At 38.6% G+C, this 23,298-nt stretch carries 30 protein-coding genes and 1 riboswitch; of the genes, 2 read left to right on the top strand and 28 right to left on the bottom strand.

The window, feature by feature from the left end; translation table 11 throughout:
- Positions 1-233: 233 nt before the first annotated feature.
- From F7732_RS18615 to nikA, 17 genes are all read right to left on the bottom strand, one after another.
- A complete protein-coding gene (locus F7732_RS18615; RefSeq protein ID WP_066450929.1) occupies positions 234-395 on the bottom strand; it encodes a DUF1540 domain-containing protein in 162 nt (53 codons plus the stop codon).
- Between the two features lie 111 nt (positions 396-506).
- A complete protein-coding gene (locus F7732_RS18620) occupies positions 507-887 on the bottom strand; it encodes a hypothetical protein (RefSeq protein WP_151575590.1) in 381 nt (126 codons plus the stop codon).
- Positions 888-1,021: 134 nt separating this feature from the next.
- On the bottom strand, positions 1,022-2,029 hold the full coding sequence (locus tag F7732_RS18625) for a ThiF family adenylyltransferase (protein ID WP_151575591.1): 1,008 nt from the start codon (positions 2,027-2,029) through the stop codon (positions 1,022-1,024).
- A complete protein-coding gene (locus tag F7732_RS18630; RefSeq protein WP_151575592.1) occupies positions 2,026-2,793 on the bottom strand; it encodes a thiazole synthase in 768 nt (255 codons plus the stop codon). Before F7732_RS18630 ends, F7732_RS18625 begins: the two co-directional genes overlap by 4 nt.
- A gap of 3 nt (positions 2,794-2,796) precedes the next feature.
- Positions 2,797-3,000, bottom strand: a complete 204-nt coding sequence (gene thiS / locus F7732_RS18635; protein WP_151575593.1) for a sulfur carrier protein ThiS — start codon at positions 2,998-3,000, stop codon at positions 2,797-2,799.
- 4 nt (positions 3,001-3,004) lie between these two features.
- Positions 3,005-4,132, bottom strand: coding sequence for a glycine oxidase ThiO (thiO, locus tag F7732_RS18640; protein ID WP_151575594.1), 1,128 nt, complete (start codon positions 4,130-4,132; stop codon positions 3,005-3,007).
- Positions 4,110-4,715, bottom strand: a complete 606-nt coding sequence (locus tag F7732_RS18645) for a thiamine phosphate synthase (protein WP_240056691.1) — start codon at positions 4,713-4,715, stop codon at positions 4,110-4,112. Before F7732_RS18645 ends, thiO begins: the two co-directional genes overlap by 23 nt.
- 107 nt (positions 4,716-4,822) lie before the next feature.
- Positions 4,823-4,932: riboswitch (TPP riboswitch) on the bottom strand.
- 218 nt (positions 4,933-5,150) lie between these two features.
- Positions 5,151-5,294 (bottom strand): sporulation histidine kinase inhibitor Sda, encoded by a 144-nt coding sequence (sda, locus tag F7732_RS18650; RefSeq protein WP_240056692.1) that lies wholly within the window; start codon positions 5,292-5,294, stop codon positions 5,151-5,153.
- An 81-nt stretch (positions 5,295-5,375) separates the two neighbouring features.
- Complete coding sequence (locus F7732_RS18655) at positions 5,376-5,732, bottom strand: hypothetical protein (RefSeq protein WP_240056684.1); 357 nt, start codon at positions 5,730-5,732, stop codon at positions 5,376-5,378.
- Positions 5,733-5,779: 47 nt separating this feature from the next.
- Complete coding sequence (locus F7732_RS18660; protein ID WP_151575597.1) at positions 5,780-6,886, bottom strand: ATP-binding protein; 1,107 nt, start codon at positions 6,884-6,886, stop codon at positions 5,780-5,782.
- Positions 6,873-7,535: a cobalamin B12-binding domain-containing protein gene (locus F7732_RS18665; protein WP_151575598.1), complete on the bottom strand. Its 663-nt coding sequence runs from the start codon at positions 7,533-7,535 to the stop codon at positions 6,873-6,875. Before F7732_RS18665 ends, F7732_RS18660 begins: the two co-directional genes overlap by 14 nt.
- 99 nt (positions 7,536-7,634) lie before the next feature.
- A complete protein-coding gene (locus F7732_RS18670; RefSeq protein ID WP_151575599.1) occupies positions 7,635-8,981 on the bottom strand; it encodes an MATE family efflux transporter in 1,347 nt (448 codons plus the stop codon).
- A gap of 30 nt (positions 8,982-9,011) precedes the next feature.
- Positions 9,012-9,770, bottom strand: coding sequence for an ABC transporter ATP-binding protein (locus F7732_RS18675; protein ID WP_151575600.1), 759 nt, complete (start codon positions 9,768-9,770; stop codon positions 9,012-9,014).
- Positions 9,751-10,566: an ABC transporter ATP-binding protein gene (locus F7732_RS18680; RefSeq protein WP_151575601.1), complete on the bottom strand. Its 816-nt coding sequence runs from the start codon at positions 10,564-10,566 to the stop codon at positions 9,751-9,753. The genes F7732_RS18675 and F7732_RS18680 overlap by 20 nt, the downstream gene beginning before the upstream one ends.
- Complete coding sequence (gene nikC / locus F7732_RS18685) at positions 10,563-11,411, bottom strand: nickel transporter permease (protein WP_151575602.1); 849 nt, start codon at positions 11,409-11,411, stop codon at positions 10,563-10,565. Before nikC ends, F7732_RS18680 begins: the two co-directional genes overlap by 4 nt.
- Positions 11,411-12,355: a nickel ABC transporter permease gene (gene nikB / locus F7732_RS18690; protein WP_151575603.1), complete on the bottom strand. Its 945-nt coding sequence runs from the start codon at positions 12,353-12,355 to the stop codon at positions 11,411-11,413. The genes nikC and nikB overlap by 1 nt, the downstream gene beginning before the upstream one ends.
- A complete protein-coding gene (gene nikA / locus F7732_RS18695; protein ID WP_420837703.1) occupies positions 12,355-13,836 on the bottom strand; it encodes a nickel ABC transporter substrate-binding protein in 1,482 nt (493 codons plus the stop codon). The genes nikB and nikA overlap by 1 nt, the downstream gene beginning before the upstream one ends.
- 269 nt (positions 13,837-14,105) lie before the next feature.
- On the opposite strand from nikA, the gene F7732_RS18700 reads away from it, so the two are divergent.
- Together F7732_RS18700 and F7732_RS18705 are read left to right on the top strand one after the other, a co-directional pair.
- Positions 14,106-15,488: a PepSY-associated TM helix domain-containing protein gene (locus F7732_RS18700; protein WP_151575604.1), complete on the top strand. Its 1,383-nt coding sequence runs from the start codon at positions 14,106-14,108 to the stop codon at positions 15,486-15,488.
- 22 nt (positions 15,489-15,510) lie between these two features.
- Entirely contained in the window at positions 15,511-15,972 is a 462-nt protein-coding gene (locus F7732_RS18705) for a FixH family protein (protein ID WP_151575605.1), read from the top strand.
- 124 nt (positions 15,973-16,096) lie between these two features.
- Here F7732_RS18705 and F7732_RS18710 read toward each other — a convergent pair whose 3' ends face one another.
- The 11 genes from F7732_RS18710 to F7732_RS18765 form a co-directional block, all read right to left on the bottom strand.
- Positions 16,097-16,702, bottom strand: coding sequence for an ABC-2 transporter permease (locus F7732_RS18710; protein ID WP_151575606.1), 606 nt, complete (start codon positions 16,700-16,702; stop codon positions 16,097-16,099).
- Entirely contained in the window at positions 16,695-17,564 is an 870-nt protein-coding gene (locus F7732_RS18715; RefSeq protein ID WP_151575607.1) for an ABC transporter ATP-binding protein, read from the bottom strand. Before F7732_RS18715 ends, F7732_RS18710 begins: the two co-directional genes overlap by 8 nt.
- Positions 17,564-17,941: a GntR family transcriptional regulator gene (locus F7732_RS18720; RefSeq protein WP_151575608.1), complete on the bottom strand. Its 378-nt coding sequence runs from the start codon at positions 17,939-17,941 to the stop codon at positions 17,564-17,566. Before F7732_RS18720 ends, F7732_RS18715 begins: the two co-directional genes overlap by 1 nt.
- Before the next feature lie 564 nt (positions 17,942-18,505).
- The gene (locus F7732_RS18725) at positions 18,506-19,405 is read right to left on the bottom strand and encodes an NAD(P)/FAD-dependent oxidoreductase (protein ID WP_151575609.1); all 900 of its coding nucleotides are present in this window, start codon (positions 19,403-19,405) and stop codon (positions 18,506-18,508) included.
- A gap of 110 nt (positions 19,406-19,515) precedes the next feature.
- Positions 19,516-19,956: an Rrf2 family transcriptional regulator gene (locus tag F7732_RS18730; RefSeq protein WP_151575610.1), complete on the bottom strand. Its 441-nt coding sequence runs from the start codon at positions 19,954-19,956 to the stop codon at positions 19,516-19,518.
- 88 nt (positions 19,957-20,044) lie between these two features.
- Positions 20,045-20,449, bottom strand: a complete 405-nt coding sequence (locus F7732_RS18735; protein ID WP_151575611.1) for a nuclear transport factor 2-like protein — start codon at positions 20,447-20,449, stop codon at positions 20,045-20,047.
- A complete protein-coding gene (locus tag F7732_RS18740) occupies positions 20,446-20,787 on the bottom strand; it encodes a hypothetical protein (RefSeq protein WP_151575612.1) in 342 nt (113 codons plus the stop codon). The genes F7732_RS18735 and F7732_RS18740 overlap by 4 nt, the downstream gene beginning before the upstream one ends.
- A 17-nt stretch (positions 20,788-20,804) precedes the next feature.
- Complete coding sequence (locus tag F7732_RS18745; protein ID WP_338024135.1) at positions 20,805-21,362, bottom strand: histidine phosphatase family protein; 558 nt, start codon at positions 21,360-21,362, stop codon at positions 20,805-20,807.
- 21 nt (positions 21,363-21,383) lie between these two features.
- Positions 21,384-21,848 (bottom strand): NUDIX domain-containing protein, encoded by a 465-nt coding sequence (locus F7732_RS18750; RefSeq protein WP_151575613.1) that lies wholly within the window; start codon positions 21,846-21,848, stop codon positions 21,384-21,386.
- Between the two features lie 59 nt (positions 21,849-21,907).
- Positions 21,908-22,648 (bottom strand): DUF5071 domain-containing protein, encoded by a 741-nt coding sequence (locus F7732_RS23145; RefSeq protein WP_240056685.1) that lies wholly within the window; start codon positions 22,646-22,648, stop codon positions 21,908-21,910.
- 18 nt (positions 22,649-22,666) lie between these two features.
- Positions 22,667-23,122, bottom strand: a complete 456-nt coding sequence (locus F7732_RS18765; RefSeq protein ID WP_151575614.1) for a GNAT family N-acetyltransferase — start codon at positions 23,120-23,122, stop codon at positions 22,667-22,669.
- Positions 23,123-23,298 lie beyond the last annotated feature (176 nt).

Genomic DNA, 23,298 nt, shown 5'->3' on the forward strand with positions numbered 1-23,298 from the left:
TTCATATATTGAACTAGTTCGATATTATTAAAAAAATACCTATAAAAAATTTCAATTAATTCTCTTTTTGCGAATAATAATGATAATTATTATCAACACTATAGATAGAAATGTAAGGCAAAGGATCCTTCCGCAATCTTATCTTAGCAGCAAAAAGAATGGTCATGGATATTTTAAATGTTTATGGTATAAAAAAATAAAGAGACAACCATAGCCGGTTGCCTCCATCATTCTTATAAATCTGCGGGTTCAAACGTTTTGCAGTCGGTTTCACTGCTAGTCGAAGCATCATCTTTTTTGTTATTGACAATATAAATTTGCGTTGCACCACATTTGTTCTCAGAATTGATATTATAAGCACAGCTGTTGACTTCACACAAAACATCTTTTGCCATGAGATAGACACCTCCCTTTATCTCTATTCTACCCAAATAGCGAGGTTCTACTCATATGTGGAAGTATCTTAATGAATTCAATTTACTTTCGTTCAATCATGCCAAATCCGACTACTTTTCTTCATCTACACCCTCATATTTCTCTAAAAACTGCATAACTTCTTCTTTACTGCTGGATTGGAATAGAGGTTGTTTGTAATTGATTTTACCCAAGTCGTGATATAAGAGAAAATAAGGATATTTATTGTCTAGAGGTAAAGGAAGGTTTTGCTCCCTTGCCCAATATTCTGACATCGGCGAGGACTCCCCTAGGCTTGAATATGTCCAGATCTCATCCTCCACTGCATAATGATTTTGTAAATCTTCTTCTGTATCTTCAAAGTCTTTATACACGACATACATGCTGATTGTGTCCTCGGTTCTTTTTCCCAAGTTTGTCTGTTCAGGCAGTGATTCTTTTTTTCCGCCAAAAAGCTTATTAAATAATCCCATTTTCTACCCCTCCAGTTTAAAAAGATAACTTTTTAAGAAGACAAAATACTAGGCTTAGTTGCAATATATTTTCTAAATGTATAAAAATAACCTCATAAAGAATTTTATCCCATGAGGTTACGGAAGATCAAAGGTTAACCGGTCAATCTTGTATATACGTTTTTGGCCATGGTGATATCAGCGGTTCCGTGAATGATGGCTCGCCCATCCTTGAATAATATCACGCGATAAGGCTCATACTGAAATGAAAGCAAATGTGCATTAGCCAGCATATTTGTGGTCTGCTGTTTCCATTGCTTTGACAAATATTTGAGATCAAGTGTTCTCGGTACCGGAGGACGGATATGAACAGCATCCCTCCCGCATAAAATATCAGCTTTCGTTTGTTTTTCCATTGTTAAAAAAGGATGAAGTTTCTCTATTCCACAGCATGGACAATCAAGGTTCTTCAGTTTTTCGACATTCATCTCTGCATGTTCCATTTTCCAAATATCAAAAGACCGCAAAGTCGATGTTACATCTTCACCGGTTAGGATTTGCATGGCTTGTGCAACTTGCATAGAGGCAACCCACTGGACAATCGGACTAATTACTCCTTCTGTATCACACGTAACATTCTGTGATGGAATATAGTCAACAAGACAATGAAAACATGGTCCCTTTCCAGGCAAGATTGGATATGTCATTCCATAGCTGCCGACACAAGCGCCAAAGACAAATGGAATGTTTTGTTTCATGGCAGCATCATTGATCACTAATCTCGTTTCAAAATTATCTGTTGCATCCAATAAAATGGATGCTCCTTCCGCCAATTCCTCCACATTTTGAAAATAAATATCCATTACATGCTCTTTTATGATTGTTTGACTGTTTATGGATTGAAGCCGCTGTTTTGCAGCTACTGCTTTAGGCAGTTTCTGCTTTGCATCATCCTCAGTGTACAGCTGCTGTCTTTGCAGATTGCTCCATTCTACATAATCGCGATCTGCTATAATCAACTTCCCAACACCAGCACGAACAAGCATTTCCGAGATCGCAGAACCTAAAGCACCCATTCCAAACACGACTATTGTGCTCTCTTCTATTTTCTTCTGTCCTGTTTTGCCGATGAATAATTCCTGTTTCAAGTAACGGCTTTTCAAGATGTGATCATTCCTGTCATCGGACTGCTTGCAACTCCATAGTTTTTTTCGTGAATTCTGCCTGCTTCATACCCTAATCTTCCTGCTTCTATTGCCATTTTCATTGCCAATGCCATTTTCACAGGATCCTCCGCCCCTGAAACAGCTGTGTTTAATAAGACAGCATCTGCTCCGAGCTCCATGGCATAAGCAGCATCCTTCGGTGAACCAATTCCAGCATCAACGATAACAGGTACATCACTTTGCTCAATGATAAACTGGAGATTTAATGGATTGATAATTCCTCTCCCTGATCCAATAGGAGATGCACCGGGCATAATGCCATGAACACCAAGCTGTTCAAGCCGTTTTGCCAGAACGACATCATCTGATGTATAAGGAAGAACGATGAAGCCTTCCTCCAGTAATAACTCAGAAGCTTTCAGCGTTTCAACAGGGTCTGGCAGGAGCGATCGATCACAGCCGATCACTTCTACTTTTATCATGTCGCATAATCCTGAGGCTTTTGCCAATTTAGCAATTCTAACCGCCTCTTCAGCTGTTTTTGCACCAGCCGTATTAGGCAATAATGTATATCTCTTTAAATCAAGCTGCTCTAGAAAATTGGGCTGTGTTTCCTCAAAAATATTCATTCTTCGCACTGCAAATGTAAGAATTTCACTTTCAGAGACGTCTACCGCTTTCTTTTGGACCTCAAAAGATGGATATTTTCCTGTTCCCAGCAGCAATCTGGACTGATACGTACGATCTGCAATTTTTAACATGCATTAACCCCCTCCTACAAAATGAATAAGCTCTACTTTATCACCAGTATTTAATTGATGGCTTTCATATCTATCCTTCAGTACAATGTCTTGATTGATTTCTACAATAACAATACGATTTTGCAGTTCTAAAAAGGCTAGAAGCTGAGCAGTCGTTTTTACGTGCTCTGGCAATTCATGTACCTTCCCGTTTAGCTCGATTTTCACCTATTCACCCCCTCCCAATTGAAACGGCCGATGGAAGGCGATCAATTTTAAATGCTTCGACCCATTCTGAATTAACTGGATTGCCGCTTATTAAATTGGCGATCATTTTCCCTGTTCCAGGAGCTAACAATATTCCGTTTCTTTGATGACCAGCTGCAAAGTAGAGACCTTTCTGTTCCGGATGTTCTCCGATAAAAGGAAAACCATCAAAAGTTTGCGGTCTTAAGCCAGCCCAGCTTCTCAGCCATCTCATTCCTTGAATGGAAGGCAGCATTTCTTTTGCCTTTTTAATCACCATCTCTATCCCCTCAAGGGTAGGTTCTTCATTCCAGTCATCCCATCTTTTCGTAGCACCCACAATGAGTTCATTATTGTTTCTTGGAACAATATAATGCTGATCATGGAAGATGGAGTGGACAAGCGGCAGCTGATCATTTAAGACTGCAATACACTCACCTTTTACTGGAATAATCGCATTCATTAACCCTGTTTGCTGAAAGAAATAATTGCTCCACACACCGCTGGCAATCACCACCTGATCTGCCGTAAACGATCCCTGTGTGATATTAACCTTGTAGTGGCTGTATTCATTAACCACAGAAAAAACCTTCGTAAATTCATAAATCTCTGCCCCAAGAAGTAATGCCCCTTTACTGAAACTATTAGAAGCAATGGCAGGTGTTACGTGGACGTCCTCCTTTAAAAATGACGCTCCAATGATTTGATCCGTTAAATGGGGTACTTTTCTTTTTGCTTCCTCTCTTGTCAGCCATTCTACGGCTGGCAGCTGCATAAGAGAATTCCTTTCTTCTCTCTCCTCGGATGTGAAGGCAAGCTGAAGCAGTCCGCCTTTTTTCATTTCAAAATCCATTCCCGTTTGTTCTTTTAATTCATGATATAGCTCCTTGTATAAAAGCTGGCTGCTGCGTGCAAAGGAGTATACATGCTGAAATTCCTTATATTCCGAATGAGCACCAAGCATACCGGCTGCGGCACTAGTTGACCGACTCCCAATTTTCCGCTCTTCGAATAGAGCAACTTTGCGTTTATCCTTTGCCAAATAATAAGCGATTGCACTGCCAATAATTCCGCCTCCTATGACAGCCACTTCAGTGTGATTGGTTTTTAACATATGCACACCTCTCCTTTAATCTTCTAGCTGCGTCAGCTGGGTTACTGGATGCAAAGATTGCTGACATAACAGCTGCTCCATCCGCTCCATATGAGGCAACTTGTTCAATACGATCCTCATCAATACCGCCTATGACGTACAGTGGGATTGAAACAGATCTTTTTATATCTCGGATGGAGCTTAATGGAATTGGCTCCTTTCCCTTTTTGCTGTTTGTCGGAAAACAATGGCCATACAGCATATATGCTGCACCTTGTTTTTCCGCTCTTAACGCTTCTTCCAGGCTATGAACTGATATGCCTGCATTTAAATGGGGGTAGGTTTCTTTCACCTGCTCAAGCGGCAGTCCATTTCCCGGCAAGTGCAGCTGCTGCAGCTGTAAAAGGAGAGCAACATCCATACGATCATTCATTAGCAGCTTTTCCTTTGGCACTCCCTCATCAATTAAGCGCTTACCTAATTGATGCAGTTCCCCCGCACTTCGCTGTTTCTCTCTAATTTGGATGGAATCAACATAAGGATAAATTTGAATAATTGATTTTATCAGTTCATTGATCTTTTGATACCCATTCGTAACAGCCATCAGCTTCACATTCTCAGCCCCTTTCTTTTTCGGCCAAACAAAAAACCACTCCCCTAAATATAGGAAAGTGGTTAAAATTTGCGCACGCTTTAATAAGCGCAAATGTATAATTAATAGCGCCACTTTCCTACGCAGGTACGAACCTGTTCAGGTTATGAGGGTTTAAAAGTAACTACTTTATTCTCAGCCCTTATCAAGGGATCCCCTAGTGTAATTCGTATTATAAAGATGTTATACATATTTTAGCATAAATCAAATAAATTTCCACACTTTTCACATTTTTATGACGTCTCCATCAAGCTTAAGAAGTCGCATTCTGAGATGTAAACTCTTTTTTGTTCAATCTGTTCTCCATCAGTATCAATATCTCATTTGATTTATGGTATATCTATACACAAAAAAAGAAGCAGTGCGTAGGAGCACTGCTTTTCGATGCTATGATTTCATTTCAACTGAATTTTTTTTCACAGTTTTTAAGTTTCTTCTAATCATCTCTTCTGCTAGCATTGCAATAAAATCTTCATCAAGTTCTAGTCTTATAGCATCTTGATAGGCTTCGATTAATTCCTCATTTGACATTTTCAAAACAAACCTTACCCCTTTGACACAGTTTTACCCTTATATTTTACATTTTGTTCTGTAACAGTACAAAGTAAATTTTTATATTTCCTTCAAAGATGAAAGTGCGAGGACAAGGGCTTTCCGATAAAATTCCTCTCGCTCTGCTGATAGTTGGCCTTCAATTTTAGAGTAAATTCTCTCAAAATTATCAATTATATGCTCTGTTTTCATTCCCCTGCTCGTTAATACATTGTTAAGCCAATGAGAATAATCGAGGAAAATCTTTGGTTCATTGACTGAAAATGCAGTTTCGAGATTTTTAAAGTGATGCCCGTTATCTTCCTTGCACTTTTCTTTTCCCCTTTCTCCAAATCGCTCCATTAGTTCAGGGTAGGCAAGATATGTATCCCTCATGACATCTTCTATAATGTTTGCAATAACTATATCGTCATTCATCCTTATCACCTCTATCAAAAGCAATTCCGAAGCTTCATTTACGATCCTTACATATCTATAGGCAGGATAATGGTAAATTGTGAACCGATTCCCGCTTCACTTTTTACCTCAATTGTACCTCCATGCATATTGATAATGTGCAGAGAAACAGCCAATCCAATTCCAGTACCCTTCTCTTTCATCGTGAAAAATGGGGTGAAAAGGTTTGCAATGGTTACTTGTGTCATTCCGATGCCATTGTCCTCAAAAGAGATTTTAATGGCATCATCTGTTAAATCCGTTCTTATGAAAATTTGTCCATTGTTTCTGTTTTTGCTATTTTGGATCGCTTCCATCCCGTTTCTCAAGATGTTTAAGAAGACTTGCTTCATCTGCTTCACATCAACATTAACAGCAGGCAGAATATGTTCTTTTACATACTTTACTTCACAATGGATCTTTTTCGATTCTGCGTTTGTCAGCTGGACCACTTCAGTAATCATTTTCTGCAGGTTGGATTGGGTTTTATTAGGAGTAGATGGTTTCGTCGTATTCAAATACTGGTAGATAAGATTGTTTGCCTGATTGATTTCGTCTAATGCTATATTTGCATAATGCTCTTTGCCAATCGAGCTTAAATGCGGCTTAAGCAGTTGCAAAAAACCCCTGATACTTGTTAAGGGCTTTTTCAATTCATCTGCAATGTGACTGACTAACTTACCAATATTCGATAGATTGTCATGCTGCATAAGAAGCTGCTGCACTCTTTTTAAAGAGTGTTCCAGTTCATCTTGTTTCTCAGCAATTGTAAGGTTTTCGTTATTCAGCTGTTTTTCCAGCTTTGTTACAAATGATTGAACCTGATGAACAAATTCTTGTTTTTCAATACAAAAGACATTTAACTTCTTTTCTGAATCCCATTGAATATAAACATCAAAAAGGGTAATAGGCTGGTGCTTTGTCAGCATATTAATTTCAATCTTCGTTTGGCCGACGTTAGATTTCATAAATTTTTCGACCTTTTTTATACTTCCATAGTCAACCAAATCCATAAAATTGGACGCTTGCGGGAAATGCTGAAATACTTCGTCAGATACACCCAGGATCTTTAATTGCTCATCCATTATAAAATATGGGAAAGGGACGGATTCAATATAGTTCTTAGCTACCGACATAATCTCTGCTGCTAATCTTATTATTCACAAGCCAATCATTAACCTCAACCAAATCCTTCAGCACCACTGTTTTCCTTTTAAGATAATCATTTAATGGATACATGGTTGATACTCTCCCTCCAACTATAATCTTCGGCTGATAGTCTAATTGGTCAATTTGCTCCACCAATCGGATCAGATTCGGAAGATTATACACGATAGATATTGAGATACATAGGACATCTGGTCTCCACTTATTTGCAAATACAACTGCATCATGTACAGGAAGATTTGATCCAAAAAAGCGTATATCCCAGCTATGTTCTTTAAAGACATTGTGGACCATTTTTAGACCTAGACTATGTTCTTCCCCTTCTATGCAAAACATCATTACCTTGCCTGGAGACTTCTTTTTTTCAATCGCAGCACTTTCTCCTACCTTAGAAAGCACAAAACTGCATACATTGGATGCTATATGCTCCTCTGCAACAGAAATTTCGTTTTCCTCCCAAAGCTCGCCTATGTATCTCATTACTTTCGTTAATAGCATTTCATAAATATATAGACGATCGTATCCTTCATCAATCAAATTTAATACTTCAACCCATGTGCCGTGTTCGTCTCCTTTTAGCATTAAATCTGCTAAATCCTTTACTATTTTTTCTTGCATTCAAAACACTCTTTTACCGTTTTTATCATCAGTTTAACAGAAGAAAGTACCATCTACTAGTGGAATTTAATAGATTATGGAATTTTCATAAAAAATCCCCTATTTGAATTTTAGTCTTTCTAACTTCCCTACCGACATAGCTAGAAATAGAGACCTGCCTAACGTAAAAATAATAAATGAAAGCCACAGCTGATGCGGTGTCATAACTGATTGGACAGCAAAGGTATACACCAGAAACATGATGAGCGCCATAAAAATACTATTTCGCACATATTTTGCTTCAGCCGCTCCTGAAAACACACCTTCAAGCTGAAGATTCCAGAAGCCCACAATTGGGTAAACCACCATCCATATTAAGAGCGAGGCAGCCTGAATTCTTACTTCTTGAATGTTTGTGAAAAAGGATAAAAGCGGTTCGCCAAAAAATAAAACGACGAGCGCTAACACTCCTGCAGAAATAGCTCCCCATATAAAGGAAAGCGAAAGTGTTCGTTTGAACAAGGTTTTTTGCTGACTGCCAATGGACTTGCCAATCAGGATACTAGAGGCATTCCCAAATCCTCCAATCAGATAAGCTATTATATAATGAATCTGCAGTAGAATACTGTTTGCTGCCAGTGCCACTTCATCCATTCTGGCACTCATCGCTGTAAAAACACCTGTCATGGTCAGCAGACAAATAGACCTTAAGAATAAATCTCTATTTAATATAAGCATTTTCATAAATGCTTCCTTTTTTAAGATCAGCTTCCAGCGAATGGAACTAATGTCGATTTGTTTCATCTTTAGTACAAAATATAATCCTATGAAAACAGTGCTGACTTCAGCGACTAACGTAGCAATCGCCACTCCCGCGACACCCATTCCAAAACCGAGTACAAATAAGAGATCCAACAAAATATTGCATATGTTCATATATACTTGTGTAGCTAATGATAATTTGACCTTCCCTAATCCCATCAGCCACCCAATTAATACATAATTTAATAGTGCAAAAGGCGCTCCCCAAATTCTTATGGAGAAATAAGCAGAGGTCAATGACTCTATTTCAGATTGGATGCCTAATAATTTTTGAGAAACGTATAGAATTGGACCCTGCAGAATAATAAAAATAAGACCAATCCCAATTGCTATGGCCATAGGACGCAAAAATGATAAGGCAGATTCCTCCTTATCATTTGCACCGATTGCCTGTGCTGTTAAGCCTGTCGTACTCACTCTTAAAAAGCCCAGCAGCCAATAAATTGTATTAAAAATAACTGCACCGATGGATACAGCTCCTATTCCCACCGGATCAGGCATCCTCCCTACTACAGCAGTATCAACAGCTCCGATAAGCGGTGTTGATATCCCTGCAATAATCAGCGGAATGGCCAGTTTTATGTATTCCTGATGAGTGACAGTCGTCTGTAAACCCTTTGAAACGGCTGATTTCCGCATTTCCATTCTTTTTAATCCTCCGATGGACATATGCCCTTAAAATATTTCAATTAATTCCTTTGTATACGAATGACGATCCTCTGAAAATAGTTGAGAAACAGGAAATTGATCGACTATTTTTCCTTTTTTCATCACCATTATCTGCTGGCTTAATTGATTAACAGCTGTTAAGTCATGTGAAATGAATAAATAAGATAGCTGTAATTGCTGACGAAGCTCCGCCAGTAAAGCTAATACTTCCGCTTGCGTAATCACATCAAGACTAGCAGTGGGCTCATCAAGAATCAACATTTCAGGCTCAATACTGATGGCCCTTGCAATGGTCACACGCTGCCGCTGTCCGCCGCTGATTTCATGCGGATATCTGTCTCCCATTCCTTTTGGCAATCCAACAGCTTCCAAAAGCTGATTGACGTACTGATCCTTTGACGTAAAAGAAAAATGAGTTAATGATAACTCCTTTTGGTATTGAAGATATGGGTCTAGTATGGAATCCTTTATTTTCAAGCGGGGATTTAAGGCTGCTGTAGGATTTTGGAAAATAATCTGTATATCTTTACGAATTGGCCGAAGCTGACTTTGGCTTAAATTTTGAATTTCCTTGTCTTTAAAAGTGATAGAACCAGCGTCTACACTCTCCAGCCGAAGCAGGCAGCGTGAAAGTGTACTTTTTCCACAGCCGCTTTCGCCGACAAGGCCAAGACATTCTCCCTTTTTCAGGTCAAATGATATATGATCCACCGCGTTTATTCCATTATAGGATTTAACTAGATCTTTAACTGAAAGTAGGTTCATGTTTTTTCTCCTCTTCTAAACCTGAACGCAGCCCGCTGCTTAAAATAGGAGCTGCTTTAATCAATTGACGAGTATATTCGTGTCTAGGATGATCGAGTATACGGTGTTTCCCGCCCGTTTCAATAATCTGGCCATCCTTCATGACAGCCAGACGATCAGCATAGCGCCTAACATGCCGCCAATCGTGCGTAATAAAAAGAATGGCACAGCCCGTATCCTTCTGCTTTTGAGCTAATAACTGCAGAATTTTATGACTTGAAACACTATCCAAAGCAGTCGTGATTTCATCTGCAATCACAAGTTCTGGTGATAGCATAAGCGCTAAGGCGATTGAAACGCGCTGAAGCTGCCCTCCGCTAAGCTGAAATGCATACCTTTTATAAAAAGATGCATCCAATCCGACTGATTCCAGCGCTTCAATGGCGTTCTTTTTTCGTGTTTCTTTGTTAGAAATGCCGTGTGCTTTTTGATACTCCTGAAAATGCTGAGCAATCGTTCGAAAAGGAGTAAATGAGCCATGATAATCCTGAAAAATATATGAAATTCGCTTGCCGCGAATATCTTTCATTTGCTTCCTGTCTAAAGTCAGCATGTTTTGATCCATGAACTGAATAGTTCCATTCGCCTTTAAGTTTGCGGGCAGCATCTGTCCTATAGCCTGTGACAACACGCTTTTTCCGCTCCCGCTTTGCCCCACTAAGGCAAACCATTCCCCTTTCCGAACGGACAAAGAGACATTATGAACAAGCTGTTTTTCCTTCGTGCTGACATTTAATTGTTCAATTGATAGAATCATCCTTGCATCTCCTTTTTTACATCAAAGCGATCTCTCCAATAATCTCCAAGCATATTTGTAATTAATACGACAAGTACGATCGCTAAACCTGGATATATCATTAATTCAGGATGTGATTGGAAATGTGATTTTGAGTCGTTCAGCATTGTGCCCCACTCTGGAACTGGCGGCTGTGCACCGAGACCAATATAGGAGAGGGAAGAAATTAATAAAATGATTTTCCCTAAATCTAAACTTGCCATAACAAGGACATTCCCAACAATATGAGGAATCATATGCTTTTTGATAATGCTAAATGAAGATAATCCATTTGTGCGAGCTGCTAATATATAGTCCTTCTTAGACTCAATCATGACAGTACTGCGGACAAGCCGCGCATAATTCACCCATTTGACTAATACAATGGCAAGCATTAAGTTACCAATCCCAGGACCAAGCAAACCGCTAAGCACAATTGCTACAATCGTATCTGGAAATGCCAGAAACCCATCCGCAATTCTCATAAAAATACGATCAACGACACCGCCCTTATACCCTGATATAAGGCCGATGGGAATTCCAACAAGCAGGGCAGCCAGAAGCGCAAATAAACTATAACCAATTGTCTGCTGTCCGCCTAAAAGAAGCCTTGTCAAAACATCTCTGCCAAGATGATCGGTACCCAGCGGATGCTCCCAGCTCGAGTCCTGCAGCCTTTCGCCAAGATTGGTTAATGTTGCATCGTGCTGTAAATATAAGAAGGTATAAAGACAAACAAGCACAATAATGACAAGCAGAAGCTTGAGCAGATTAAGCTGCCATTTTCCTTTTTGTTCTTTTTGCGCAAAAGCATACAACAACTTCATTATTTGTTCTCCATTTCTTTCATTCTGATCTCAGGGTTTAAATAGCGAAGCGAGAGATCAACACATGTATTTACGACAAATACAATCATAGCCATCACCAATATATATCCCTGAATTAATGGATAATCTCTCTGCCGAATCGCTTCAACAACAAGACTTCCTAAACCAGGATAGGAAAAGATGACTTCAATAACAACAACACCGCCGATTAAACTCCCTAAGCTCACACCAAAAACAGTAATGACAGGCGGAATACTATGTCTGAATGCATGCATGAAAAAGATCCGGACTTCCGACAATCCGCGTGCACGTGCTGCTCGAATAAATTCCTGGCTAAACGAATCAAGCAAGCTGGAACGAAGGAGACGCACATATACACTCGAAATCGCCAAACCTAATGTGATAGATGGCAGAAATAAAGACATTATTCCGTCTCTTCCCATCGTTGGGAACCAATTTAACTTTACTCCAAAGAGCTGAATGAAAATAAGCCCAAGCCAAAAGCTAGGGATCGCCGCTCCAATAATTGATAAAATTCTGCTGACATGATCGATCCAATGATCACGGTATAAAGCCGAAAGGGAGCCCAAAGGAATAGCGACCATCAGCATGACAACAATCGCACCTAAAGATAACTCTAAAGTTGCAGGTAAAGCAGCAGCAATCATGTCCATCACTTTTTGTCCTGTTACAAAGGATTCGCCAAAATCTAATTGGATAAAATTCAAAAGCCAGAGCCCGTACTGGACGAGAACTGGCTGATCGAATCCCATTTCAGTTCTAAGAGCTTCTACCTGCTCCTGGCTTACTGAAAGTTCATCTACATTTAAAATAGTTAAGACTGGATCACCAGGGGCTAGCCTAATGAACAGAAAGCTAACAAACGTAATAAATAAAACGAATATTAATACTTCAAGGAATTTCCTGGTGATGATTTTAAACATTATTTCACATCCAACTTATTGTTAATCATATAGTACTCACTTTTGGTTGTTACCCAATTTACCACTTTGTCCTTATTATAAGCAACAATGGTAGAAGGATGCAGCACAAACGAGTTAATCATTTGTTCATTCACATAGTCAGCAGCTTGCTCAGCAAGTGCAGAACGCTCATCTTGATCTACCGCTTGATTCAGTTCATCAATAATAGCTGTCAATTTTGGCTCATCAGCTCCACTAAAGTTTAATGCTCCTGTAGGGTGGTAAGTAGCATTCAAGTAATATCCAGCATCTCCGCGTGGTGCTGTCAAATTACTGTAAGTAGCTAAATCCCAATCACGGTTGGAAGCCATATATTCTTCCGGAATTTCAATTTGTCTAATTTCCACTTCAATGCCAATTTGTTTTGCATCTGATTGGAACACCTGTGCAATCAGCGGCAAATCTGCTCTCGCAGGATATGTGAGCAGAGTTAGCTTAAGTGGCTCTCCATCCTTTTGCATTACACCATCCTGTATTGTATATCCGGCTTCTTTTAAATATTCAACGGCTACGTCAGCACCTTGCAGCTTTTCCTCATAATCCGGTGCAAACGGAAGTGAAGGCAAAAACGGTCCAGCAGCAGCCTCAGCATGTCCAAGAAGAATTTCATCAACAATTCCCTGTCTGTCAATTAATGCATCGACAGCACGGCGGACATTAACATCCTTTAAACTTTCTCTTTGGACATTCATCGTCATTTGGTGAACACGGAATGTTGCTGTTGACTCTACTTCAATCGATCCATCAGATTGCAGGTTTTCTAAGCTTTCAACTTCTGGACGGTAAACAATATCAACCTGACCTGATTCCAGAGCTAACGAGCGTGCATTTGCATCTTCATTGAAAGAGAATGTTACAGTATCTAATTTTGATGCGCCATCCCAGTAATCATCAAAACGCTCAAGCTCCAGCTTGCTGCCCGGTGAAAATGATGTAAGTTTAAACGGTCCTGTGCCAACCGGATGGTTAACAATATCTTCTTCCGTCACATCAATAATAGAAACATTTGGGTTAACTAATTCTGAAATAAACTCCGGAAAAGGCTCCGTTGTAATCTGCAGTGTAAGACCATCTGCTTCGATACTTTTAATTTTTAATGCATTCTGAATAGCTACATTTTCTTCTAATGATCGATCTAAGGACTTTTTAACCGCTTCTGCATCCATTGTATTTCCGTTCTGGAATTTGATGCCCTCATGAAGCTGGATTGTCCAATTTTCACCATCTTCACCTTCCCAGCTTTCAGCCAGCCAAGGTTCGATGTTTAAGTTTTCTTCATCTAAGCGGATTAGCGTTTCAGCAATCCCTGCTCTGATAGGAACATAACTAGAATCTACATGCGGATCCAGTGAATTGGTCGAGAAGTTATATAAGAAGTGAATATTCTTCTCTCCGTCTTCTTCTCCTTCCTCAGATGAGGTGCCTACACATGCCGTAAGCATAACTGCACATATAATTAAGATCATTAAACTCATCCATTTTTTCTTTATGTAAAATGTATTCAACACAAAAACCTCCAAAACGAAATAATTACGATTCTAATAGTATCGTAACCGTTACGATTTATCAAGGAAAATTTTAATCTCTTTTCTATTCTATTTTTATTCATGTATAATATTTCACATTGCCATAATTAATAACTTCATCTTTTTATCACATTTTTGTTTTACGCTTTTTTCAGCACTTACTATTTTATAAGGAGAATAACACAATGAGCGACATTAAGAAGACAGAACCTACTCATAAGAATAATATATTAGCAGATGCCTCATTATATAGATCTGTTTGGCGCTGGCATTTTTATGCTGGCATTTTAGTGGCACCTTTTCTAATTATACTTGCTATTACAGGATCCATTTATCTATTTGCACCTCAGATTGAACAAACTATGTATCAAGAATACTATGATGTCGAGCCGCAGGGGGACAAGATTTCTGCAAGTGAGCAGCTAGAAGCTGTAGCTCAAGCTTACCCGGATGCCATCATTACGAAGTATCGTCCCGGTGAGGATGAGGCTCGCTCTAGCGAAGCAACCATTTCCATAGAAAATGAAACACATACCATTTTTATTAACCCTTATTCTGGTGAATTAATTGGTTCTCTTAACAATGAGGATCGGATTATGGATAAAATTTCTGAATTTCACGGTGAGTTAACGGCTGGCACAATTGGAGACCGAATTGTTGAGCTTGCCACATGCTGGGCAATTGTCTTAATAGTTACTGGCTTTTTCTTATGGGCTCCCCGAAAGAAGCCAAACATATTTGGAACATTTCTAATGCGCTTTAACAAAGGAAAGAAAATATTTCGGAGAGATCTTCATGTTGTGCCAGCTGTTTGGATTTCGGCAGGGATGCTGTTTTTAATTTTTACTGGACTGCCTTGGTCTGGATTCTGGGGAACTAATTTCCAAACTGCTGTTACAAACACAGGTGCTGGCTATCCTCCTGCCGCGTGGTTTGGGAGTATAAGTGCACCCGATTCAATTGTACAAACAAAAAGTATCACTGAAGTTCCTTGGGCAGCAGAAACTCTTAAGGTTCCGAATTCAGATGTACAAGATTTTGTTCCAATTTCAATAGACGAAGTTGTATCCACCGCCAACCGACAGGGTCTTCATCCAAGCTATTCGATAAGTATTCCAAATACAAAAGAAGGAGTTTTCACTTTAACTGCTTTTCCACCAAAGGCAAAGGATGAAATCACCATGCATATTGACCAATATTCTGGAGCAGTGTTAACTGATTACCGCTTTGATCACTATGGATTTATTGGAAAAGTAATCGCCACGGGTATCACACTGCATAAAGGAACTGAGTTTGGTTTAATCAACCAACTTATCAGCTTGTTCATTTGCTTAGGCATTATCTTAATTGTCGTGAGCGGTATTTATTTATGGCTAAAACGCAAGCCTAAAAAAGAAATGGGTGCTCCAAAAGCACCAAAAGCGTTTAAAAAGACTCCATTTTTCATTACGCTGATCGTTTTAGGTCTTATCTTTCCGCTTGTCGGTCTTTCAATCATTGTCGTTTGGCTGCTTGATTTCTTTGTTATTCAGAGAATCCCTGCAGTTAAAAAGTTTTTAAATGCATAAAATTAAGAGGGAGATTTTTATTATGAAGCGATTATGTGTTCTTTTCTTTTCAACTCTTTTTTTAAGCGCATGTTCACTGGATGAAAATGCAGCTGATTTATATAAGAAGGAAACCCCTCTTGAAGCAGAAATTATACTCCCTGAGCAATTTTCAAATGCTGATCAAGAAGCAATAACTGTTCATCTCACTCAAGGAGGCGAATCAGTGGATAATCCAGATTTTATTCACTTTCAGATTTGGAAGCAGGATGGGTCCATAGATTATGGTATGGAAGAAGCTGAAAACTTAGGAGATGGCACATTCGCTCTCAGTAAACCATTCGACCAAGACGGACTTTACTACATCCAAGTCCACGCCAGCAGCGCAGGATCCATGATTGTACCAACTAAGCAATTTATTGTTGGAGAATTATCAGAGAGCGATCTGGAAGCACTCAACAACGGCGTAAAAAAAGAGGGGCATACAGGCGGGGCTCACCACTGAGCACAGGGAAGTCAGGAGGAAGTTATCCTGACTTTTTTTATTACCAATTTATGATGGCTTTTCTTATTTAGCGGACCAGTCAAATGTACTACTATCAAAAAAGAGCGTGAACCTCACCACGCTCTTAAAATACTTTCTTCTTATATATATACATCGATATAAGCCAAGAGCCTGCATATAAAACCAAAACAGCACCCGCCATCGTGAAATAGATCTGATTTTCCTCCAAAGCAAGGAGCCATCCAATAAACGCTCGAATCTGATCAAGCCAATTTTTAACGAAAATATTAACTGCCACTAAAAAGACGCCCGATATCACAAGTGATACCATCAATAGCTGGTTGCTTGTAAATTTATAAGAGAGAGGAAAAATAAATGAAATGACCGTTAGAACAATACCAAACATAAGTACAAACACTTTCCAATCAACCATCATACCATTGATAAAGTAATTTCCTATAAAGATAGCGATCGCAACCATTGCTGTAAAAATGAACGCACTAATATATTTTGAAGTCACGATCTCCTTTCTTGTATATGGAAGTGAGTTAAATAGGATATGAATTGGCGACTTCTCATCTGTTGAAAAAGAGTTTAATGATATAACGATACTAAAAACAATTCCAATCCATAGAATTGATGTATTAAATGCTAAGTAGGCACACAAAACCGGCAACAGCAGGATTGAACTTTTCTGCAAGATAAGATCCTTGCGCACTAAACTAAACATGCTGCTTCTCTCCTTTCTTTGTGTAATACATAATGTCTTCTAATGTAGCCTTCTCTATGATCACCATATCCCCAAAGACCTCTTCTGCTCTCCCCTTCTTGGCTGTTAAAGCTTCGAAACCGTAATTCGATTTGCGAACTGCCAAAAATTCCTGCTCTATTTCTCTATCTAATAGCTCCAATCCTCCTTTAACAAGTGCATACTCTTCTTCAATTTCAATCAGATCTTTTGTGAAAATATGCTCGCCATCATGAATAAAGGTAATATAATCAGCTATCATATCTAAATCTGTTGTAATATGTGTAGAAAAGAAGATCGTTTTATCACCGTCTTGCATCAGCTGATGAAGGATCTCCAGGAGTTCTCGTCTAAAAATAGGATCTAATCCGGATGTTGGCTCATCCATAATGATTAGTTCAGCATGATGTGATAAAGCCATCGTGAGGGAGGCTTTCATCATCATTCCTTTTGAAAAGGTTTTAATTTTTTTCTTCAGCGGCAAATCAAATAGTTTTACATAATGGTTGAATAGATGATCATCCCAATTTTCATATGCATGCTTTACAATATCTTTCATTTGTTTCAGTGACAAATGATCATATAAAATGTTTTCGTCATAAACAAATCCAATTCGCTGCTTAATCTCTTTTTCATGCTCTTTATAATTCAAGCCAAAAACAGAAACCGTCCCGCTGTCTGGCTGCAGCAAATTCATTATCATTTTAATGGTTGTTGATTTGCCAACTCCATTTCCTCCAATAAATCCTGTGACAAACCCCTTTTTTACAGCCATTGAAAAATCCTTAATATCAAACCCTTTAAATGATTTATGAACATTTTTAAGCTCTATAATGTTTTCCATTATTCTTCCTCCCTGTAAAGAATCGTCAGTAGTTCCTTTAATTCTGTAAGGCTGATGCCAATGTCTTTGCTATTTCGAATGGCAGTGAGCAGCTGCTCCTCAATCCCCTTCATCGTGGCTTCTTTCACCATCTCACTATTCTGCTCTGACACAAAAGAACCTTTTCCAACTATTGAATAAATGAACCCGGTCTTCTCCAGCTCCTCATATGCGCGCTTTGTTGTAATAAGACTTACATTTAAGTCCTTCGCTAACTGCCGCATAGAAGGCAGCGACTGTCCTGCTTTCAATTCATTGGATGTGATACTTGTTTTCAGTTGTTCGTAAATTTGCTCATATATGGGCTGCTTTGAGCTATTTGAAATGATAATTTGCATAATGACCTCTTTTATTGTGTATATTGTTTATATATACATTATATACAATATACACAATTAATCAACCCTTCTTTTTAAAAAAATGGCTCGTTCTTTTCTGCGCTAAATGATAAATGTGTACTTATATGACCTTTGCTTTTTATGAATAAAACAGTGAAATAAGCGGAGATTTTACCCTTATTTCCGGAAATAAGCGGAGATTTTCCGGTTAAGTTGAATAAAAACGTCCATTTCCATGGTTTTCGGTCAGTTAGACGGAGTTTCTCCGTCTATTTAAGCTCATTTTAAGTGGTTTTACGATTTAAGCGGAATTCTTCCGTCTATTTTTTATGCATATGTAATTCTTCCGTTTTCGGAAAAAACCTGTATTATGCCTGTTGATCGAAACGATAGAGTGCGATACTCTGCTTGTGCTCAGCACCCGCCCAGCCGGAAAGCGAGTACATGAAAGTGGATTTTTGTATATTTAAGTAATAACAACAAGACTCCACGTACAAAAAAAAACACAAGATGCTGTTCCTCATCCTGTGCCGATCCTTCTATTCTTTCTATGCCCCAAACTAATTAAAACTCCTCCATCGTCAGTTCACTATTCACGCCAGCCGCTGCCCGGACGCCTTCACTCGCAGCAATAATCAGCTGTGAAGGTCCTGAAAAAGATGTGTCCCCTGCAGCAAATACACCATTTATGTTTGTTTTTCCTAAAGCGTCCACAATGATTCCTTCATTTTCATTTAACGCACAGCCCAACGAAGCTCCAAACTGATTCCCTTGATAAAGTTCAGTTGTCACAAACCCGCCAGTCCTTGAAATTTCATGGCCGCCTTCAAAGATGATCTTTTCAAGCTTGCCGTCTGTACCGTGTAAACGGGCTATTTTTTCTTCCCTCACGATAATTCCTTTACGCTCAAATAATAATTTATCTTCTTCTGAGATTGTTTTGTTCCCATTCGTACAAATAATTAAATCTTTGCTCCACTGATAGATCATTTTTGCCATATGGACAGCATGAGCATTTTCTGAAATTAGCACAAGGGGCTGATCCCTTTGTTCCCAGCCATCGCAATATGGACAGCTGAATAAACTTTTCCCATAGAACGCCCTAACACCTTCAACATGGGGGAGTCTCTCTTTTAATCCTGTAGCAAAAATAAGTTTTTTACTTGTGATGATCTGTCCATCTGCAGTCTTTACACTAATAAATCCATTCTCTTCCTTGTATACTTCAATTATTGTTTCCCTCTTAATTTTTACTGAAGGATATTTACGAATATCATTATGAGCTGATTCTCTGAATTCCTTAGGTGTTACACCATCCCTTGTTATAAAGCCATGCGACTCGTGTGTCACCTTGTTTCTGGCATCGTTATTGTCAAACAGTACAGTTTGTCTTCTTGCTCTTCCTAAAACCAATGCTGCATTTAATCCCGCCGGACCACCGCCAATAATGATACACTCCAACATACTTACGCCACCTCATTCGTTATTTTTTTATGCAGATATCAAATGATATTTTTGACTACCCTTTAAAAGATATTAAAGATATTTATAGTCTATAATTAGAAGAAAAAAAATTAGTTTGCCGCCGTGTGAATACGCGTGATCATATCGTTATTTACTTTCTCAGCTACCCCTGCAACGGTATTCAGCGTTAAATGCTCTTCCATTTTTTGCTCTGCTTCATTCATGACGTTTTCAATCATGCAATTTCGGCGATCATGGATGTTATTTTCTAAGCCGCATTGAAAAAAGGATGCTTTGCCTTCGATTGCTTGAATCACATCTAAAAAAGTAATTTCTTTCGGATCCTTAATTAGCTTATATCCTCCATTTACACCTGTTACAGACTCTACAAAACCAGCCTTGACCAGGTTTGTCAGCACCTTTGATAAATACGTAGGCGATACTTTCTGGACTTCAGCCAGCGACTTTACCCCAATTGTTTTGCCAGATGGTATAACAGCTAAAAAAACCATTGAGTGTAATGCGTAATTAGTTGCTTTTGAAAATTTCAACGAACTCACCTTCTAATTATAGACTTACGGTATCTATAATATCTTATTTAAAATTGACCGTCAATCATACAACCTCAATCCTCAAAAACTATTCATCCAGCTTAATTACATAGGACGTAACATTCTTAAGCACATTTCTCCCCGCACTGACAAAATCAATAACATGACAAAAAGAATAGGCATCTCCATTTGTTAATGTAAGTTGACCATGTGCTGCCGCGTGTTTACCATGAGTAATGACTGCTGATAAATCCAGCTGTGATATCATCATATTGTTTTGTAAATACGCTCCGACCTTTTCTTTGCCTTGAAGGTTTACTTTATTTACAATTTGCCAGCAAAGATCTTCATCACAATGCTCTAAAATAAAGGATGAATCCTTACGAGCAGCTGCCACTACGATTTCTTGGATCATTTTCATTTTGGGTGAGTTCCCACAGTCTTTAGGCAAAGTAAAAAGAATTTCCTCATTCTGTCCAAGATGCTTGCTCATGTCATCAGTCCTTTTCCTTTAGTATGGCTAATCTCTTTTCTTATTGTATAATTTCCTTCTCGTATCTCCCTTTTAGATGTAAGAAGAACAGATTGGAAGGCTTTAAATAAAGCCTGAATCTCTGGATGCTGATTAATTAACTCAAGACTTTGTATGTATTCTTTCTCATCATTATATCTCGTTATTTCTATCCACTTTGTGGGATCATCTTTACTCTGTAAGTACTGTGTTTGGAATGATAGATATCTGCCATAAATTTTGCTGGCCTTTTCTTGGATCACTAGAAACTCTTCCAGTTTATCGTCTTGAATATAATATTCATACATCTTCACAAACATCTCTTCACTCCTCACAGTCATTGTTTTCTACTTATGTTTATAAGATTTTCACCAAAAAAAGTAAGCAAATATATGTCAGGCATGTCGAGGCTCTTCCAAAAATCAAAACCGTAATCCTTATTATAATAATTCATGATCAGCGCCATCAGATTTCCATGTGTGCCAATAACCACTTTCTTGCCTGGATGCCGTCTAAGTACCTGCTTTGTAACATTTACGCCTCTTTGCTGAGCAATCCGATTAGATTCTCCTCCTTCCCAGGAAAAATCCTCATCACGCCAAACTTTCGTAATAGCTGCCTGAAAGTCTTCTAAAGGGCTGGCAGCTAAGGTTCTTTCCTTAAAGTTATCTTCTATAAGTATTTCTTTGCCTATGTATTCTGCAATTCCTTCTACTGTTTGCAAAGCCCGTCTATACGGACTTGAGTAAACATAATCAATTCTTTCCCCTTTTAAAACTTCTGTTACCCGAACCGCATCAGCATAACCACGCACAGACAGCGGCCTTCTTAGCTCATCAGGTGTATAGTCAGAATGAGCATGTCTGACTAAATATAGCTGAGACGTCATTTCCATCTGCTACCTCTCTTAAACGAATTAATTAATATCTCCCAAGTAAACAGGGTGTTCCTTTCCTGCAAAATGATCCATGATGAACTTACGCATCGTCTGCGGATATAGTCGGTATTCCAATAACTCTGATAGCTGCAGCCATTCTACACCAATCTGCCCATCGTCAGGGACAATTCCATTTCCTATTTCTTTACTGTCCTCTGAAATCCTGCATAAAAACATATATTCTGTCTGCTGAATCTCTCGATCAAAATGGGCATGTTCATGATTTTTCCCAATATATTCTCTGATAAATAGCAAATCTCCAATTTCGACTTTCGCATTGATTTCTTCTACACATTCTCTTTTTAATGCTTGATGAAGATTTTCACCTAACTCCTGACCGCCGCCAGGAAGTATATAATATCCTCCTGCCTCATCTCGTTTTTTGATTGCAAGTAAAGCATTATCTTGCACGATTATCGCTTTTGCTGAATTTCTTATCGCCATTTGAACCTCTCCTATAACTAGAATTTACTAAAGCATATTTAACACAAAGAGTAACGACCTCATTCTAAGGTATTTACTATTTCCTTTGCCAACTCATCCAGATCTTCATCTTTTTCACCAACTGTTGGCTTTTCCGCTATCCTTATTAAATCCTCCTTAAATTCTGCTCTCAGTTCTTCTGGCATGGTTTTAACCAAATACTCTAAACACCAGTATTTCCATGGCTCATCATTGGTTGTTAAAACAATTTTAATAAGGTGGATAATATCCTCTGGGTATGTTAACAGCAGCTGCGCAACCTCACGCGCAATCGGCCAATTGATATCTTGCATCCATTCCATGAGAGAAGGCAGCAAGGGGAGCAACTCACCTCTATCCAGATTATTTAATTTAGTCACTCTTTCAAAGTCGTGCTTGTGTCTTGGCAAGTAATCATCCAGGAGCTGAACCATTTCATTTGCAGTGTCTCTTTCTGATATGATGCGATAATTAGATGCTACATATTGAACGATATATCTATCTCCAAGTTCTTCAATCACCTGCATTGTTAATAAGATTCCACTTTTGTTAAATACTTCCTCCATTTCCACACCATTTGGAAGAAATTGTTCAGTTTCCCAATTAATCCACTCCCCGTATGTCAAACCCCATGAAGACAACTCTTCTTTTAGAGCATCCGAAATAGGCAATTCCTCAAGATCAAAATTACAGCCGCATCTGCTGCACCAAATCGGATCTGCTCCCATATCGCCTTCAACTTTAATTTCCTTAGTACTTCCCGTTTTGCATGTGCAGTTCATTATTTCACTCACTTTCGATCATTGCAGTTTTTTTTTAAAAGAAGTAAGAGATAGCTGTTCATTCACCCTTATCTCCTCCAGTCTGGAAAATCCGCTTTTTATATAAAATTGTACGGCTGGAACATTTTTAGAGGCAGTTGACACACAAATAGCATCTATGTTTTCCATATAAATTTCTATGAAACTTAATAGATCCCCAGCAATTCCTTTTCTAAAATATTGAGGATGAACGATCAGCCGATGTATATCAAGTATGTTTTTTTCCAGTTTAAATGATATGACGCCACATAACTTTTCCCCGCAATAATAACCAAAGAATATTTCTCCACACTGCTGCAGTGCTTCGACCGTATCTTTTAAAGGAGGAATATCCTGATAGCCTATAATATCTGCCTCAATGTTATAGGAAAGAATTTGAACATCTAAAACTGCCTTAGCATGTTCAGGATCTGTAATATCAATCTTCTGTATCAAATCATTTCCTCATTCCTGTCTATAAAATTTTACTATGGAATACATACACCTGTGTGTGCCTTACCACCAAAATAGAAAATTACATACTTATAACTGCCTTATGTTATTGCTCCTATTCATTTTATCATGCCAGTTTGCCGTTTCAGGAAATTTTTACAAGAACAATCTATAAAAAA

It is taken from the genome of Bacillus mesophilum (assembly GCF_008923265.1).
GTDB classification, from domain to species: Bacteria; Bacillota; Bacilli; order Bacillales; family Cytobacillaceae; genus Cytobacillus; species Cytobacillus mesophilum.

Excerpts from the sequence above, each read along its gene's own strand:
- F7732_RS18615 (WP_066450929.1), bottom strand. The coding sequence starts at position 395 with ATGGCAAAAGATGTTTTGTGTGAAGTCAACAGCTGTGCTTATAATATC.
- F7732_RS18620 (WP_151575590.1), bottom strand. The coding sequence starts at position 887 with ATGGGATTATTTAATAAGCTTTTTGGCGGAAAAAAAGAATCACTGCCT.
- F7732_RS18630 (WP_151575592.1), bottom strand. The coding sequence starts at position 2,793 with ATGTTAAAAATTGCAGATCGTACGTATCAGTCCAGATTGCTGCTGGGA.
- thiO (WP_151575594.1), bottom strand. The coding sequence starts at position 4,132 with ATGTTAAAAACCAATCACACTGAAGTGGCTGTCATAGGAGGCGGAATT.
- F7732_RS18645 (WP_240056691.1), bottom strand. The coding sequence starts at position 4,715 with ATGGCTGTTACGAATGGGTATCAAAAGATCAATGAACTGATAAAATCA.
- sda (WP_240056692.1), bottom strand. The coding sequence starts at position 5,294 with ATGTCAAATGAGGAATTAATCGAAGCCTATCAAGATGCTATAAGACTA.
- F7732_RS18655 (WP_240056684.1), bottom strand. The coding sequence starts at position 5,732 with ATGAATGACGATATAGTTATTGCAAACATTATAGAAGATGTCATGAGG.
- F7732_RS18660 (WP_151575597.1), bottom strand. The coding sequence starts at position 6,886 with ATGTCGGTAGCTAAGAACTATATTGAATCCGTCCCTTTCCCATATTTT.
- F7732_RS18665 (WP_151575598.1), bottom strand. The coding sequence starts at position 7,535 with ATGCAAGAAAAAATAGTAAAGGATTTAGCAGATTTAATGCTAAAAGGA.
- F7732_RS18670 (WP_151575599.1), bottom strand. The coding sequence starts at position 8,981 with ATGGAAATGCGGAAATCAGCCGTTTCAAAGGGTTTACAGACGACTGTC.
- F7732_RS18675 (WP_151575600.1), bottom strand. The coding sequence starts at position 9,770 with ATGAACCTACTTTCAGTTAAAGATCTAGTTAAATCCTATAATGGAATA.
- F7732_RS18680 (WP_151575601.1), bottom strand. The coding sequence starts at position 10,566 with ATGATTCTATCAATTGAACAATTAAATGTCAGCACGAAGGAAAAACAG.
- nikC (WP_151575602.1), bottom strand. The coding sequence starts at position 11,411 with ATGAAGTTGTTGTATGCTTTTGCGCAAAAAGAACAAAAAGGAAAATGG.
- nikB (WP_151575603.1), bottom strand. The coding sequence starts at position 12,355 with ATGTTTAAAATCATCACCAGGAAATTCCTTGAAGTATTAATATTCGTT.
- nikA (WP_420837703.1), bottom strand. The coding sequence starts at position 13,836 with ATGCTTACGGCATGTGTAGGCACCTCATCTGAGGAAGGAGAAGAAGAC.
- F7732_RS18700 (WP_151575604.1), top strand. The coding sequence starts at position 14,106 with ATGAGCGACATTAAGAAGACAGAACCTACTCATAAGAATAATATATTA.
- F7732_RS18705 (WP_151575605.1), top strand. The coding sequence starts at position 15,511 with ATGAAGCGATTATGTGTTCTTTTCTTTTCAACTCTTTTTTTAAGCGCA.
- F7732_RS18710 (WP_151575606.1), bottom strand. The coding sequence starts at position 16,702 with ATGTTTAGTTTAGTGCGCAAGGATCTTATCTTGCAGAAAAGTTCAATC.
- F7732_RS18715 (WP_151575607.1), bottom strand. The coding sequence starts at position 17,564 with ATGGAAAACATTATAGAGCTTAAAAATGTTCATAAATCATTTAAAGGG.
- F7732_RS18720 (WP_151575608.1), bottom strand. The coding sequence starts at position 17,941 with ATGCAAATTATCATTTCAAATAGCTCAAAGCAGCCCATATATGAGCAA.
- F7732_RS18725 (WP_151575609.1), bottom strand. The coding sequence starts at position 19,405 with ATGTTGGAGTGTATCATTATTGGCGGTGGTCCGGCGGGATTAAATGCA.
- F7732_RS18735 (WP_151575611.1), bottom strand. The coding sequence starts at position 20,449 with ATGAGCAAGCATCTTGGACAGAATGAGGAAATTCTTTTTACTTTGCCT.
- F7732_RS18740 (WP_151575612.1), bottom strand. The coding sequence starts at position 20,787 with ATGTTTGTGAAGATGTATGAATATTATATTCAAGACGATAAACTGGAA.
- F7732_RS18745 (WP_338024135.1), bottom strand. The coding sequence starts at position 21,362 with ATGGAAATGACGTCTCAGCTATATTTAGTCAGACATGCTCATTCTGAC.
- F7732_RS18750 (WP_151575613.1), bottom strand. The coding sequence starts at position 21,848 with ATGGCGATAAGAAATTCAGCAAAAGCGATAATCGTGCAAGATAATGCT.
- F7732_RS23145 (WP_240056685.1), bottom strand. The coding sequence starts at position 22,648 with ATGAACTGCACATGCAAAACGGGAAGTACTAAGGAAATTAAAGTTGAA.